Origin of the sequence: Streptomyces sp. NPDC058239 (assembly GCF_042882185.1) — a bacterium.
GTDB lineage: Bacteria > Actinomycetota > Actinomycetes > Streptomycetales > Streptomycetaceae > Streptomyces.
This window is the reverse complement of sequence record NZ_JBHVWS010000068.1, coordinates 31,109-45,912: the sequence shown is the minus strand read 5'-3', so window position 1 is coordinate 45,912 and position 14,804 is coordinate 31,109. Positions and strand designations below refer to the sequence as shown.

The window sequence follows — 14,804 nt, the reverse complement described above, 5'->3', positions numbered from 1 at the left end:
AGCCAGCGCGAACTGCGCTCCATCCTCGACTGGCTGGACTCGGCCGGTATCGAGGCCGACGAGCTGACCGTGCACACCCCCGACCTCGACGACGTCTTCTTCGCCCTCACCGGCGGAACCAACGTCCCCAACCAGCCCAAGGAGACCGTCCGATGAGCGCCCTCTCCCTCGCCATGCGCGACTCGAACACGATGCTGCGGCGGAATCTGCTGCACGCGCGGCGCTACCCCTCCCTCACCCTGAACCTGCTGCTCACCCCGATCATGCTGCTGCTGCTCTTCGTCTACATCTTCGGAGACGTGATGAGCGCGGGCATCGGCGGCGGCGGCGCGGACCGGTCCGCATACATCGCCTATATCGTCCCGGGCCTCCTGCTGATGACCATCGGCAGCACCACGATCGGCACCGCGGTGTCCGTCTCCAACGACATGACCGAGGGCATCATCGCCCGCTTCCGCACCATGGCCATCCACCGCCCTTCGGTGCTCATCGGGCACGTCGTCGGCAGCGTGCTGCAGTGCATCGCCAGCGTGGTCCTCGTCGGCGCCGTCGCCGTGGCCATCGGCTTCCGGTCCACCGATGCCACCGTCCTGGAGTGGCTGGCGGCGTTCGGGCTGCTCGTGCTCTTCGCCCTGGCGTTCACCTGGATCGCGGTCGGCATGGGCCTGATCAGCCCGAACGCCGAGGCCGCCAGCAACAACGCGATGCCGATGATCCTCCTGCCGCTCCTCTCCAGCGCCTTCACCCCGGTCGATACGATGCCCGGCTGGTTCCAGCCGATCGCCGAGTACCAACCGTTCACCCCGGCCATCGAAACCCTGCGCGGCCTGCTGCTCGGCAGCGAGATCGGCCACAACGGATGGCTCGCCGTCGCCTGGTGCCTGGGCCTCACCGCGCTCGGCTACTTCTGGTCGACCTCGAAGTTCAACCACGACCCGAAGTAACCGCCACGGCAGCGCGGGTCATCTCCCGCAACCCGTCCCGCCCCAGGGCGGCGTGCTCCGACACCGCGTCGGCGTACGCCGCCCCTCAGCGTCCTCCTGCACCTGCCAGGCCCGCGCCGCCGAGATCGTCGGCTGGACCGCGGCTGAATGCGCACACGCCGACTCCGCCGGCCACCGGTACAGGACGCCACGGAAATAGGGAGCCCTGGCCGAGGACCTCCGGGCACCCAAGGAACCGGCCCGCGAGGTCCTCGACGACGAGGCTCCGTAGACCTGAGGCCGGCCATGAGCGCGACCACCGGGGCGCCCACTGCGGGCCTTGCCGACGTGAGGGCGACGACTTCGTATCGACGTACGCCAACTTCTATGTCGCCAACGACTCCGTGTTCCTGCCCCAGTTCGGGGACCGGAGGGCGGACAAGCGCGCCCGGAGCATCCTGCAGGAGCACTTCCCCAAGCGCGACATCGTACCGGTTCAGATCGACACCATCGCCTCCGGTGGCGGCGGCATCCACTGCTCCACGCACGATCAGCCCGGCAAACCGGTCGACTGAGCCCGGCCGCCTGCCCCGCGGTGTTCCTGTGGTCGAGCGAGCCGGTCCTACGCGTCCTGGTCACCCCCGCGCGGCAGCCCTGGCGGAGACGGGCGGCATCTCCCCTGCGCAGACCCTCACGCTGCAGACCTCGCCCTCGGTCCGCGGTGATCTCGCCTTCCCGGCTCGCAGCCGGATCGCGGCCGTGGACGTGCCCGTCCGCATGACGCCGCCCAACAGCGACGCCCTGTTTTCGGCCGCGGTCGACGCATCCGAGGCGGACGGCGCGGCGGTGTGCCACGCCGGCGTCGCCCGCTCCGCCCACGTCCTCATCGTCGCCGTGTTCATGATGGCCGCCATGGCGCCGAGGATCTCAAGTCCTTCATGTACGGCTTGAGCCCCTACGGACCCACCTACGGAACGTTCACTCCGCCGGACTCCCGCCCCGCCGCACCACACCCGCAAGCGCGCCCGCCTCCCGACGCGCCGCGGTCTCCCCCATCCCGCGGGTCAGGTCCCCTGCGTCGGCACATCCTCAGAGGCTGCCGCCCGCTCCTGATCGTCACCAGCAGCCAGGACCCCCAGGAGTACCTGGCTGAGCGTGGCCGTGTCTGCGGCCATGTCGATGTCCGGGTCGAGGAGCCACTGGAGCTGGAGGCCGTCGACGGCCGCGAGCAGGATCCGCGCCGCCCAGTCGGCGTCGGGCGTACTGCGCTTGGGCCCGAGGTCCTGCCGGTGATCGACGAAGCCGGTCATCAGACCGGCCAGGCTCTCGCGAAGACGGGGGTAGCGCTCGGTGAAGTAGGCATGTGCCGGGTGGTCGGGTTCGGCCGCTGCGGCGGCAACGTCGAGGAAGAGCTTGACCAGGCCCGGGACCGTGGCGTTGTGGGCCAGAAGTTCGAATGCGGCCTTCGGATCACTGCCGGCGTCTCCGAAAGCGCTCCTGTCGGCCTTCTCGCGCGCCTGCAGGACGGCAGTGAACAGTTCCTCGCGGCTGCCGAAGTGGTGCATGACCCCGGCATCGGTCATGCCCACACGCTGGGCGATGTCCCGTACAGAAACACCGCGGCTGCCGGCTTCCGTATAGGCAGCCAGCGCGGCGTCGATGATCTGCTCCCGCCTGGCGACGGTCTTTCGGTAGGGGCCCCGGGGGCTGCGGCTGGTCACCACGTGATTCTAGGCCGCCGGGCGGACCCGCACGTTCAAAACCTTGACACTCAAAGTTTTCAAATCCATGCTGACCCGAGCCTCCTCAGGCCTTCCTTCTCCGGCTTCAGCGACAAGGGATCGACATGCGCGACAGCAAGCACACGAAGTGTCCGGACCAGCTGACGCTGGGGCAGAAGGCGGCGCTGACCTCGGGCGGCGACTTCTGGCACACCCAGGCGATCCCGGAGGCCGGAATCGCGCCGGTCATGCTCGCTGACGGCCCGCACGGCCTGCGTAAGCAGCCCGAAGGAGGCGATGCGCTCGGGATCGGCACCAGCGTGCCCGCCACCTGTTTCCCCCCGCTGGTGGGCCTCGGATCGTCCTGGAACCCCTCCCTGGTGGAACGGGTGGGCGCCGCGATCGCCCGCGAGGCGATCGCCCACGGGGTCAGCGTCGTCCTCGGCCCCGGCGTCAACATCAAGCGCTCGCCGCTGGGCGGACGGAACTTCGAGTACGTCAGCGAGGACCCACTGCTCGCCGGCTGCATCGGCGCGGCCTGGGTCAACGGTGTGCAGTCCCTCGGCGTGGGCACCTCGCTCAAGCACTTCGCGGTCAACAGCCAGGAGACCGACCGGCTGCGGGTCAGCGCCGAGGTGGACGAGCGGACCCTGCGCGAGATCTACCTGCCCGCGTTCGAGCACATCGTCACCACGGCCCGGCCGACCACCGTCATGTGTGCCTACAACGGCGTCAACGGCGTCCTGTGCAGCCAGAACAGCTGGCTGCTGACCGACGTACTGCGCGGTGAGTGGGGGTTCGACGGCCTGGTGGTCAGCGACTGGGGAGCGGTGTCCGACCGTGCCGCCGCGCTCGAAGCCGGCCTCGACCTGGAGATGCCGCCTTCCGGCGTGGACCACACCCTGGTCGAGGCCGTGCGCGCGGGCGACCTCGACGAGCGTTACCTGGATGCCTCCGCGCGACGGGTCCTTGAGCTGATCGAACGCACCGCCGGCGCCCGGGACACCGCCACTGGCACCGACACCGACGTCAGCCTGGAAGAGCACCATGCGCTGGCCCGGGCCGCCGCCACCGAGTCGGCGGTGCTGCTGAAGAACGAAGGCGGCCTGCTGCCGCTCGACCCGCGCGCCGACACCGCGCTCGCCGTCATCGGGGCCTTCGCCGAAACGCCCCGATTCCAGGGCGGCGGAAGTTCTCATGTGGTGCCCAGCCGTGTGGACAACGCGCTCGAAGCCATCCGTGCGGCCGTCAGCGACCCGGCACGGATCCGCTTCGCCCCCGGCTTCACGCTCGACGGAGTCCCTGACGAGCAACTCGTCGAACAGGCTGTGGAAGCCGCGCGCGGTGCCACGCAGGTGCTGCTCTTCCTGGGGCTGCCCGAGTCGGCCGAGTCCGAGGGCTTCGACCGCACCGACATCTTCCTGCCCGCCGACCAGCTCGCGCTGCTCAACGCCGTCGCAGAGGTCGGCGCGAGCATCGTCGTCGTACTGTCCAACGGCGCCACCGTCCAGATGAACCCCTGGCAGGACAGGACCGCTGCGGTCCTTGAGGGCTGGCTGCTCGGCCAGGCCGGTGGATCGGCCCTGGCCGACCTGCTGTTCGGCATCGCCAACCCCTCCGGACGACTCACCGAGACCATTCCGCTGCGCCTGGAGGACTCTCCCTCCCATCTCCACTTCCCCGGCGGCGACGGCCACGTCCACCACGGCGAGGGCCTGTTCGTCGGCTACCGCTCCTACGACACTCTCGGCACGGCGGTCGCCTATCCCTTCGGCCACGGCCTGAGCTTCACCGCCTTCTCGTACGGCGATCTCGACGTGACCGAGACGGGCCCGAACCGCTTCGCAGCCTCCTTCACCGTGACCAACACCGGATCGCGGGCCGGAGCGGAGGTCGCGCAGCTCTACGTGCACCAGCCCGTTTCGCGGCTGCGCCGGCCCGTCCAGGAGCTGAAGGCGTTCGAGAAGGTGTTCCTGGAGCCGGGCGGGAGTGCCCGCGTAACGCTCGATCTGTACGAGCGGTCCTTCTCCTACTGGTCACCGCGCGACGGCGGATGGACGGTCGATCCGGGTGAGTTCGAGCTGCGGATCGGGGCCTCCTCCCGCGATGTGCGCCTCCGGGCCCGCGTGCGCTGCGACGGCACGGCACGCCCGCGCCGGCTCACCGCCGAGTCGACGATCGGCGAGTGGCTGGCCGACTCGGTCGGAGGCCCGCTGCTCACCGCGGCCATGACAGCCGACCTGGACGACTCCCCTGTGCCCGTGTCCTTGGACGCCTCCGAGATCTCCGCCATGGCCGCCTCGTTGCCGCTGGCCCGGGTGCCGTCGTTCCTCACCGGCATCACGCACGACCACATCTCCGCGCTGGTCGCCGCCGCCGACGGAGCTCTCCCTCAACCACGCTGACCTCGTCCATCGCGCCCTTGTCCGTACCCGGGAAAGCACCTGATCATGAGTACCGAACGACGACTGCCCGACAGCTTCCTGTGGGGGGCCTCCACTTCCGCGCACCAGACCGAGGGCGGCAACACCAACAGCGACTGGTGGGCCTTCGAGCACAGCGGTATCGACTTCATCAAGCAATCCAGCGGTGACGCCTGCGACAGCTACCACCGCTGGCCCGAGGACATGGATCTCCTCGCCGCACTCGGCTTCACCGACTACCGGTTCAGCATCGAGTGGGCACGTATCGAGCCGGCACCGGGTGAGTTCTCCCGTGCCGCGGTCGCCCACTACCGGCGCATGGCCGAAGGTGCCATCGAGCGCGGTCTGCGACCCATGGTGACGCTGCATCACTTCACCGCCCCCCGCTGGTTCATGGAGCGCGGCGGCTGGGCCGCCACCGGTTCGGACGAGCTGTTCGCCCGCTACATCGAAGCGGCGTCAGCCGTCCTCGCCTCCGGTGTCGACCATGTCTGCACCATCAACGAGCCCAACATGGTCGCCGTCATGGCGGCAGTTCAGCGCGCACTCACGTCCGGCGGTGCCCTTCCGCCGCTTGGGCTGCCGCTGCCGGACGAGGACACCACCAATGCCCTGATCCGCGCCCACGCACGCGCCGTCGAGACGGTCAAGTCCCTTGCGCCTCACGTGCGTACAGGATGGTCCGTCGCCAATCAGGTCTATCAACCGCTGCCGGGCGCCGAGGAGGTCGCGGCGGCGTTCCGTCACCCGCGTGAGGACATCTTCCTGGAGGCTGCCCGCGGCGACGACTGGCTCGGCGTGCAGTCCTACACCCGCGGACTCATCGGCCCCGACGGCCCGCTGCCCGTCCCCGACGACGCCGAACGCACCATCACCGGCTGGGAGTACTACCCCCAGTCGCTCGGACACGCAGTGCGCCACTGCGCCGCGCTCGCGCCCGGCACACCACTGATCGTCACCGAGAACGGCATCGCCACCGCCGACGACACCCGCCGTATCGACTACACCACCGCTGCCCTGGGCTCCCTCGCCGAGGCCCTGCACGACGGCATCGACATCCGCGGCTACTTCCACTGGAGCGCCCTGGACAACTACGAATGGGGCCGCTACGAGCCGACGTTCGGCCTCATCGCCGTCGACCACAGGACCTTCGCCCGCACCCCCAAGCCCTCAGCCGCCTGGCTCGGTGCCGTCGGCCGCAGCCGCATCCTGCCTGCCGCGGCCTGAGATGCCCGGCGGGGCAAGCGCCGATCGCCGACAGTCCGCCCCAGTCCCGGGAGGCGGCGGACCTGACACCGCCGCCTCCCGTCAGCCCGAAGCACGTGTTTCCCCGCACCCGCACGAGAGGAGCCGCCCTCGTCATGAAGGCGATCATGGTGATGTTCGACAGCCTCAACCGGCACATGCTGCCGCCGTACGGAGGTGACTGGACGCACGCCCCCAACTTCGCCCGGCTCGCCGAGCGCACGGTGGCCTTCGACAACGCCTATGCGGGATCGATGCCGTGCATGCCTGCCCGCCGCGAGATCCACACCGGCCGCTACAACTTCCTGCACCGCAGCTGGGGTCCGCTGGAGCCGCTCGATGACTCCATGCCCGAACTGCTCAAGCAGAACGGTGTGTACACGCACCTGGTCAGTGACCACCCGCACTACTGGGAGGACGGCGGAGCCACCTACCACGGCCGCTACAACACCTGGGAGTTCTTCCGTGGCCAGGAAGGCGATCCATGGAAGGGCCATGTGGCGGACCCCCCGATCCCGGAGAACCTGAAGCGGCTTCGCTCGGAGGGCTTCCGACAGGACTGGGTGAACCGGCAGCACATGGCCACCGAGGACCGCCACCCACAGACGCTGACCTTCGACGCCGGACTGGAGTTCCTTCATACCAACCGGGCGGAGGACCGCTGGTTCGTGCAGATCGAGACGTTCGACCCGCACGAGCCGTTCTTCAGCCACCAGCAGTACAAGGACCTCTACCCGCACGACTACGACGGTCCCCACTTCGACTGGCCCGACTACGCCCGCGTGACACAGACCGACGACCAGGTCCAGCACGCCCGCTACGAGTACGCGGCGCTGCTGTCGATGTGCGACCGCTCCCTCGGGCGCGTCCTGGACGCCATGGACGAGCTCGGCCTGTGGGACGACACCCTGCTGATCGTCAACACCGATCACGGCCTGCTGCTCGGCGAGAAGGGCTGGTGGGGCAAGAGCGTCCAGCCCTGGTACAACGAGCTGGTCCGGCTGCCGCTGTTCGTGTGGGATCCCCGGGCGCAGGTGGCGGGCGAGCACCGGCAGGCACTGGTCCAGACGATCGATCTGGCGCCGACGCTCCTCGACTACTTCGATGTCGATGTGCCGGCCGACATGCAGGGCGCGCCGCTGCCGGTCGCCGACGACACCGCCGTCCGCGAGGCCGGGCTGTTCGGTGTCCACGGCGGCCACGTCAACATCACCGACGGCCGGCACGTCTACATGCGTGCCCCCGCCACCCCGCAGAACGCTCCCCTGGAGGAGCACACACTGATGCCGACCCATATGCGCGGGCGCTTCTCACCCTCGGAGCTGGCGGACGCCACCCTGGCGGAGCCCTTCACCTTCACCAAGGGCGTGCCGACCCTGCGCACCCGAGGCCGGACCTTCTTCAATCCCTACCAGCACGGCACGCTCCTCTTCGACCTGGCCGGCGACCCCGAGCAGCGGACGCCGATCGTCGACGACGCCGTCGAGCAGCGCATGGCCACCCTCATGGTGGAGTTGATGCGCGCCACGGACGCACCGCTCAGTCAGTACGAACGGCTCGGACTCCCCGCCGAGGGACCGGTGGGCGAAGAACACCTGCTGGCCCGCGTCCAAGCCGAACAGGCGGGCAAAGCCGCCGAACCGCTGCCGCACGCCGATGACTACCCGGCCGGCCGTCTCTCTCTGCGCACCCCCGTGAAGGCACTGATCTCCGATCCCGTCGCGGTGGAGATCCTGCGCCGTCATGTGCCCGGACTCGTCGACTCCGAACTCCTGCAGGTCGTCGGGGCCACCCCGCTCATCGACCTGGCCGCGCTCGCGGGCGGGCTCCTGTCCTCCGCATGCCTGCGCGAGGTCGCCGAAGAGCTTGCCTCGCTCTGACACCACGAGCCGTGCACCGGTGCCGTCGAGCCCCCGGTACACGCCCCCTCCCCGCCTCACCCGCTCCTGCGCAGAAAGAGGTGTCGCGATGGCCGACCTTGCCCGCGATCCCGCCAGACTCCACGAGGCCGCCCAAGGCACCGTGGTCCAGGGCCGTTGGAGGCAGCTGTCCCTCCTCGGTGGCACCATGCTCATCGACGGTGCCGAAAGCGGCCTGATCGTCGGCCTGTTCCCCGTCATCCGACAAGCCCTGGGCCTGTCGCTCGGCGCCCTGGGTGTGCTGGCCGCCGCCGGCAAACTCGTCGGCGTCATCACCGCCCCGCTGTGGGTATGGGTGGCGCACCGCTGGTCCCGCAAAGGTGTCCTCGTCGTCGCCACCGGGCTGTGGGGCGTGTGGGGCGTGGCGGCGGGATTCGCACAGAATTTCACCCAACTCCTCTTCCTCACCACCGTGCTCGCCGCCGGTTACGCCGCGGCCCAGCCCATCGTCACCGAGATCGTCGGCGACCTGTTCGACACCCCTTCGCGCGGCCGGGCCATCGGCCTCCTTTACGGAGCGGTCGCGCTGACCAGCGCCGTCCTGGCCGCACTCAAGGGACAACTGGCCGGCTTCGAGGACGGCTGGCGCTGGGGTCTCTGGGGGATCGGCGTCTTCAACGTCCTCTTCAGCCTGGTGGTGTGGTGTTGGCTGCGCGACCCCGGCCACGGCGCTGCCGAACCCCAGCTCGCCGACCTCGACCCCAGGGCCCGCAAGGCGACCGCAAACGTCACCCGGGACCAGGTCGCGGCGCTGCTGAAGATCCGCACCTTTCTGCTCCTGCTGATCTCCCGTCTTCTCTCCGGCCACCTGCTGCTGACCGCCTTCGCCGTCGTCTACCTCGTCGACGTCTACGGCTTCACGACCCAGGCCGCCTCCATCGTCCTGCTCCCCCTCGGCATCGGCTACTTCGCCGGTACCGTGCTCGGCGGTCTTGCGGCCGACTGGGCCTCCCTCCGCAGCCCCCGCTACGGACTGCCCGCCGTACTGCAGACAGCACAGATCGCCTTCGCCGTCCTGGCCTACTTCGGCACTCAGTTCGACTACGGTTCCCTCGGTGTGTTCGGTCTGTTCTTCGCGCTCATGGGGATGGCTCAAGGCGTCAACCCCGGTATCAACCGCCCGATGGTCATGGCGGTGACAGCGCCTGAGCTGCGTGGAGCCGCCTTCACCGTCTACGGCTCGATCGTCGAGGCCATAGCCTGGGCCATCTTCAGCCTGGGCGCCGGGTACCTCGGCGAGATCATCGGCCTGCGGGAGGTGTTCCTGTGGGGCCTGGTCATCCTGATGCTCGTCAACGGCGCCTTCCTGACCCTGCTGTACCGCCCGTACGCCAACGACGTGCGACGCGCGCAACAGGACCTGGATCAGCGGCGAGCGACCGCCCTGTCCTGACCAGCACACCGGCCGAGGTGAGAAGTCGAACAACGCGGTCACCGCGTTCGGCGGGTGCCTGGACCGACACAGCGTCGAGCCGGGGTTCATGGCCGTCGTCGGGTACGCGGACGAGCACCCAGTCGCCTACGCCTATGCCTACGCCATCGAACACGGCGACCGATACAGGCAGCGCACCGGCCCGGCACCGTCGGAGAACCGCACGGAGCATCTGGCGGTGGCTCACCGTCCCACGCCGGGCCACCGACGCCAGGCGGTCCTCGGCGTCCCACGCGTAGCGCCAGGTTTCCGCGCCGAGCTGTCACGTGCGCCAAGGGTCTGGCGACAGCCCTTGCGCCGCGCCAGAACCCCCTGATCAAGAGTCCTCGCGGTGGCGCCGCGTGCCGGCGCCCGGTGAGGTCGTACAGGCGAAGCTGACCGTTTCAGGCCAATGACCAGCGGGTTTCAGGAAAATGGCAGGTTTGTTGTCGAGGGTCTTCGGTACGCTCGCCCGTCCGTGTATCCGCCGCACGGGGAAGATCTAGGGGGACGAAGAACGTGAGCACCACCGCTGGCCCGGACACCGCCGGCCACCGCATCGCCATCCTCGACGAGGACCCGCTGCGCGCCCGGCGCGAAGCGCGCGAGCTGCTCGCCGCCCTGGCCGATACCGATCCACGGGCCGCGCTCGACATCCCGCGCCCACGGCCTGAGGACGAGACCACCAAAGGCGGCCCGGTCGCCGACCTGATCGGACTGGTCTTCAGCGGGGGCTCGCTCGTCGCCGCCGGCATTCAGGTCTGGCTGGCCCGCGTACCCCAGCGGGCCATCGTCATCACCCGGGCGGACGGGGCGATGCTGAGCGTGTCCGGCAAGGAGGCCCGGGCGGACAGCGAGCTGATCGACAGATTCCTGGCCGACGGTGTGGCCGAGGCCGGGGACGAGAGTGGCGCCGATGCGGGGCCGGGCGCGCAGTGAGCGACAACGACCGGTACGCCATGCTCATCGGCGTATCCACGTACGACAGCGACCGCTACCACGACCTGCCGCCCGTCCGGGCAGACCTGCACTACATGCAGGCGGTGCTGGAGAGCACCGAGATCGGCATGTACAACGACTGCGCGATGGTCCCCGAGCCGACTCGCGCCGAAATGCTGTACGCCGTCGAGCAGTTCCTGGAGGAGCGGCAGCCCAGCGAGACGGCGCTGCTGTACTTCAGCGGGCACGGCCAGTTCTGCGAGGCAGACGGGCAGCTGTACTTTCTGACCCGAGACGCTGACCCGGACGACCTTCCTGGCACGGCGGTCCCGGCCGAGTTCCTGGAGCGGATGCTCCAGTCCTGCCGGGCCGCGTCCAAGCTGGTGCTGCTGGACTGCTGCTCCAGCGGGTCCGTCGTCCAGGGGTGGACGGCCAAGGGCGGCCCGGACACCGACGAACAGCCTGCGCCCAGTACGCTGCTGCGCCCGACCGGCGTGTACTTCATCACCGCCTCCGACGCCCTGCAGGCCGCGTCCGCGATGGCACCGGAGGGGTCTTCCCTCGGTACCTCCCGGTTCACCGGGGAGATCGTGGAAGGGCTGCGGAGCGGGCGGATCAAGGAGGGCGGCTGGATCACCCCCGACGACCTCTTCGAGTACCTGACCGCGCAAATGGTACGCAGAGGCATCCCCGAGGAGCAACGGCCGACCAAGTCCACGATCCGGGCCACCCACTCGCTGCCCTTCGCGCGCTCGGTGGCCCGTGCCGTCAGCCTTCCCGCGCCGCCGCGCGACGCGGCCCACAGCGCCCCACAGTCCGGGGTCTCCCCCACCCTGCTGAAAGCGCGGCAGCTGGTCGCCCAAGACACCGGGGAGGGCGTCGACCGGCAGCGGCTGCTGCGGTACTACGCGCACTGCCTCGGCGCCCAGGCGGCATCCGGCATGATGCCCGACCGCGACAGCAACCGGGACTCTGCGTACTTCCTGCTGGGCCGGGGCCCGGAGACGATCCAGTCCGGCCTCGGGCGCTCCTTCCCTGCCCCCGGACAGTTGCCCAAGCCGAAAACCACGGGTGCGCAGGCCGACGGGGCCGGACTCCAGGAGTACTGGTACGGGTATCCCGCGATCACCCTTCCCGAACGCGGCGGGGACGGCCGCCGACGGGCAGCGGTGCGGATCGCGCCGCTGCTGGTCCAGCCGATGGAGCTCACCCCGGACGAGAACGGCCGCGACCTGCTGCGTCCGAGCGGGGTCCCGTCTCTGCACACCGGTGTGATCACCGAGCTGCTGTCCGACGACGAGGCCGCCGAGCTGCTGACCCACTGGCAGCCGAGCTGGCAGGAGGGCAACGGCGCCCAGATGGTCAAGGCGGTACGGGAGCTCCTGACCGAGCTCGGCGTTCCGGAGCTGGAGCCGCTCGACCTCTCCTCACTCAGCGAGCGGTCCGTGATGGACTCGCTGCGGCCCGGTGCCCACAACGCCGCCGTGCTGCTGGCGCCTTCCGGCATGGAGCGGGTCGCGACCGAGGGCTTGGTGGACAACCTGCTCCAGATGTCCACGCGCGCCGGTCAGCTCGCAGGTACCGCGCTGGATGCCCTCCTGACCGGCAGCGACGACAGTGGTGACGGCACGGGGCGTGACGCGGCGGCCGTGACGGTGGTTTCCCCCGGCCCGTGCAACGAGAGCCAGGAGCAGGTGATCTCCTCGGCGATGACCCGCCGACTCACCGTCGCGACCGGCCCGCCCGGTACCGGCAAGAGCGAGGTGGTGACGGCTGTGGTAGCGACCGCCGTCGCCGCCGGGCAGTCCGTACTCGTCGCGTCCACGAACAACGAGGCCGTCAACGTGGTGGCCGAGCGGTGCGACGAGATCTCGCCCGGCCTGCTGATGCGGACCGGGAACGTGGAAGCCCGGGAGCGGGAGGCAGCGAAGCTGGCCGGACTGCTGGCCGAGCCGGTCGCGGCCCCGGCCCGGGGTGCCGCGACCGTGGCCGGTGAACTGCGCAATCGCCACGCGCGTTCGGCTGCGCTCCGGGCGGAGGCGGCAGGCCGGATCGGCGAGGAAGCGCGCCTGCTGGAGCTGGTCCGTGAGCGGGCGCGTCGGGCGGACGCGCTCGCACTGCCCGTGCGACTGCTGGAGGAAGCCTGCGCGGCGAAGGTGCCGGCTGCGCTCGCCAGCTGGGAGGAACGTGCCCGGAGGGCCGCCGGGGCCGGATGGCTGACCTTGGGCGGGTGGCGCCGCGGGCGGGCTCTCGCAGCCCTCGCGGGTTCGTCCGGCGGCGGATCCGAGGCTTCGTGGCCGGCCTGGGCCGCGGAGCGCCCTGTCTCTCCCCAGCTGCTGCTCGACCTCGCGGAGACCGTGGCAATGGAGCGGGCCCTGCGGGAGCTCGTACCGGAACATCTTGCCTGGGACGAGGACGCGCTGAAGCAAGCTCGGTTGGGGAGCGCGACCGCGTCCTCCGCGGTGTCGGGGGAGCTGGCGCATTCCGTGGCCGCCGAGGCCATGGTGCGGGGCCGGTCGCTGATGAACCAGCGGCTCCAGGCGCTGCGCCGACGCTCGGGTTTCCAGAAGAGCCAGCGCAATCTGATGGCGCACCTGAAGGCGTGGGCCATCAGTACGCACTCGGTGCGCCAGCTCGAACTCGCCCCGAAGCTCTTCGACCTCGTGGTGATCGACGAGGCGAGCCAGTGCTCGATCCCGTCGGTGCTGCCGCTGCTGTTCCGGGCGAAGCGGGCGCTGATCATCGGCGACCCGATGCAGCTCGGGCACATTCCCGGGATCAGTCCGGCGCAGGAGCGGCAGGCACGAGTGCGGGCGGGCCTGACCGCCGCGCAGTTGGAGGACCACCGGCTGACCTACCACGTGTACGCCTCGTACCACGCGGCGGCACAGCATGGTGAGGCGGCGCTGCTGCTCGACGAGCACTACCGGTGCCATCCGCAGATCGCGGACGTGGTCAACGGCTACTGCTATGCGGGCCAGTTGCAGGTCCTCACCGATGTCCGCAGGCAGGTGCCGCCGGTCGATCCGGCGGGGGCGGCCGATCCGGCGCCGGTGCTCGGCTGGGTGGACGTGCCGCACGGCGAGTCCGCGGCGGGCAGCGGCGGACGGTCCTGGCGCAACCCGGCCGAGGCGGACCAGGTGCGGCGGACAGTGGACGAGCTGCTGGTACGGCTGCCAGAGGACGCCACGGTCGGGGTGGTGACACCTTTTCGCGCACAGAAGGAGGCGCTGGCCCGGGTGTGGGCGGGTGACGACCGGGTCCGGGTCGGTACGGTGCACGCCTTCCAGGGCGGTCAGCGTGACGTCATGGTCCTGAGCCCGGTGGCAACGGACAACACCCCGCCGAAGACGACGCACTGGGTGGCGAGCCAGGTCAACCTCTGGAACGTCGCGGTCACCCGGGCGAAGTCGCAGCTGATCACGGTGGGGAGCCATCGCTTCTGGCAGGGGCAGGCGGGTCTACCGGCCCTGCTCGCGGAACGCTCGACGGTGCTGCGCGCGGGGGCCTCCGCAAACCAGGACACGGTCCCAGGTCCCCCGGCGCCGGCCGGATTCCGCGAGGAGCTCGCCGACCGTCTCCAGGAGTATCTCGGTACCCGTGGCATCACCGACCTGGAACGCGCGACGGTGGTCGGCGGGCACACGGTGGACCTGCTGTTCACGGTGGACGGGGAGAACACGGCGGTGCTCATCGACACAGGCCCCCTGCCCGGGCAGGACCCCGCCCGCCATCTGCGGCTCACCCACGCACGCGGTGGCCTGCTGATCGGGCTGCCCTCCGGCGGCCGGGGGGCGAAGCCCGCGCCGGTGGCCCGGACAGTGCGGCTGCCGGCCTGGCGGGTGCTGGCCGGCCAGGCGATGCTGGATCCCCCCTTCGTCTGATCACTCCCGCACAGGGGGTCTTGTGGGCCCGGGTCACGCGCGCAGACTGCCAGACGGCGTACGACATGGGCTGGACTTTTCCCACGCTGAGCCCCGGCAGCTCGGTGGGCTGCCGGGCTGGGGTCCCGTAGTCTCCGTGGCCGAGCCACCGTACGTAGCCGCGGCCCCTGCCCGACAGCTCACGCCCAGCCCAGCTGACAGACCCTCAGGGCATGCGTCACTCGTGCGTCAAACCTCGCCGCGACCTTCCCGCCCTGCCGAGTTCACCACTCACCGAGACCTCGGAAACCGCAGGTCGGACGAGCCCGCCCATCCACCCGTTGCACAAGCAGAAACAAG

9 protein-coding genes and 2 pseudogenes are annotated in these 14,804 nt (G+C 70.1%); 10 read left to right on the top strand and 1 reads right to left on the bottom strand.

Annotated elements, in window-relative coordinates; all coding sequences use genetic code 11:
• The 4 genes and pseudogenes from ACFVYE_RS41330 to ACFVYE_RS41315 form a co-directional block, all read left to right on the top strand.
• Window positions 1-156, top strand: a pseudogene (locus ACFVYE_RS41330) (ABC transporter); the annotation flags it as partial.
• Entirely contained in the window at window positions 153-944 is a 792-nt protein-coding gene (locus ACFVYE_RS41325; RefSeq protein WP_383965538.1) for an ABC transporter permease, read from the top strand. The pseudogene ACFVYE_RS41330 and the gene ACFVYE_RS41325, both read left to right, overlap by 4 nt.
• Before the next feature lie 326 nt (window positions 945-1,270).
• Window positions 1,271-1,498 (top strand): annotated as a pseudogene (locus ACFVYE_RS41320) (agmatine deiminase family protein); the annotation flags it as partial.
• A 28-nt stretch (window positions 1,499-1,526) separates the two neighbouring features.
• Window positions 1,527-1,874 (top strand): hypothetical protein, encoded by a 348-nt coding sequence (locus ACFVYE_RS41315; protein ID WP_389608670.1) that lies wholly within the window; start codon window positions 1,527-1,529, stop codon window positions 1,872-1,874.
• A 113-nt stretch (window positions 1,875-1,987) separates the two neighbouring features.
• On the opposite strand, the gene ACFVYE_RS41310 is transcribed toward ACFVYE_RS41315, so the two are convergent.
• Entirely contained in the window at window positions 1,988-2,644 is a 657-nt protein-coding gene (locus ACFVYE_RS41310) for a TetR/AcrR family transcriptional regulator (protein WP_383965532.1), read from the bottom strand.
• 125 nt (window positions 2,645-2,769) lie between these two features.
• Here ACFVYE_RS41310 and ACFVYE_RS41305 point away from each other — a divergent pair, with 125 nt between their 5' ends.
• The 6 genes from ACFVYE_RS41305 to ACFVYE_RS41280 all read left to right on the top strand — a co-directional run bounded on the left by ACFVYE_RS41305 (window position 2,770) and on the right by ACFVYE_RS41280 (window position 14,465).
• Entirely contained in the window at window positions 2,770-5,049 is a 2,280-nt protein-coding gene (locus ACFVYE_RS41305; RefSeq protein ID WP_383965529.1) for a glycoside hydrolase family 3 C-terminal domain-containing protein, read from the top strand.
• Between the two features lie 45 nt (window positions 5,050-5,094).
• Window positions 5,095-6,294: a glycoside hydrolase family 1 protein gene (locus tag ACFVYE_RS41300; RefSeq protein WP_383965528.1), complete on the top strand. Its 1,200-nt coding sequence runs from the start codon at window positions 5,095-5,097 to the stop codon at window positions 6,292-6,294.
• 134 nt (window positions 6,295-6,428) lie between these two features.
• Window positions 6,429-8,192, top strand: a complete 1,764-nt coding sequence (locus tag ACFVYE_RS41295) for a sulfatase (RefSeq protein ID WP_389608669.1) — start codon at window positions 6,429-6,431, stop codon at window positions 8,190-8,192.
• 88 nt (window positions 8,193-8,280) lie between these two features.
• On the top strand, window positions 8,281-9,624 hold the full coding sequence (locus tag ACFVYE_RS41290) for an MFS transporter (protein ID WP_389608668.1): 1,344 nt from the start codon (window positions 8,281-8,283) through the stop codon (window positions 9,622-9,624).
• A gap of 537 nt (window positions 9,625-10,161) precedes the next feature.
• Entirely contained in the window at window positions 10,162-10,581 is a 420-nt protein-coding gene (locus ACFVYE_RS41285; protein ID WP_383965520.1) for a hypothetical protein, read from the top strand.
• On the top strand, window positions 10,578-14,465 hold the full coding sequence (locus tag ACFVYE_RS41280; protein WP_389608667.1) for an AAA domain-containing protein: 3,888 nt from the start codon (window positions 10,578-10,580) through the stop codon (window positions 14,463-14,465). The genes ACFVYE_RS41285 and ACFVYE_RS41280 overlap by 4 nt, the downstream gene beginning before the upstream one ends.
• Window positions 14,466-14,804: the final 339 nt, after the last annotated feature.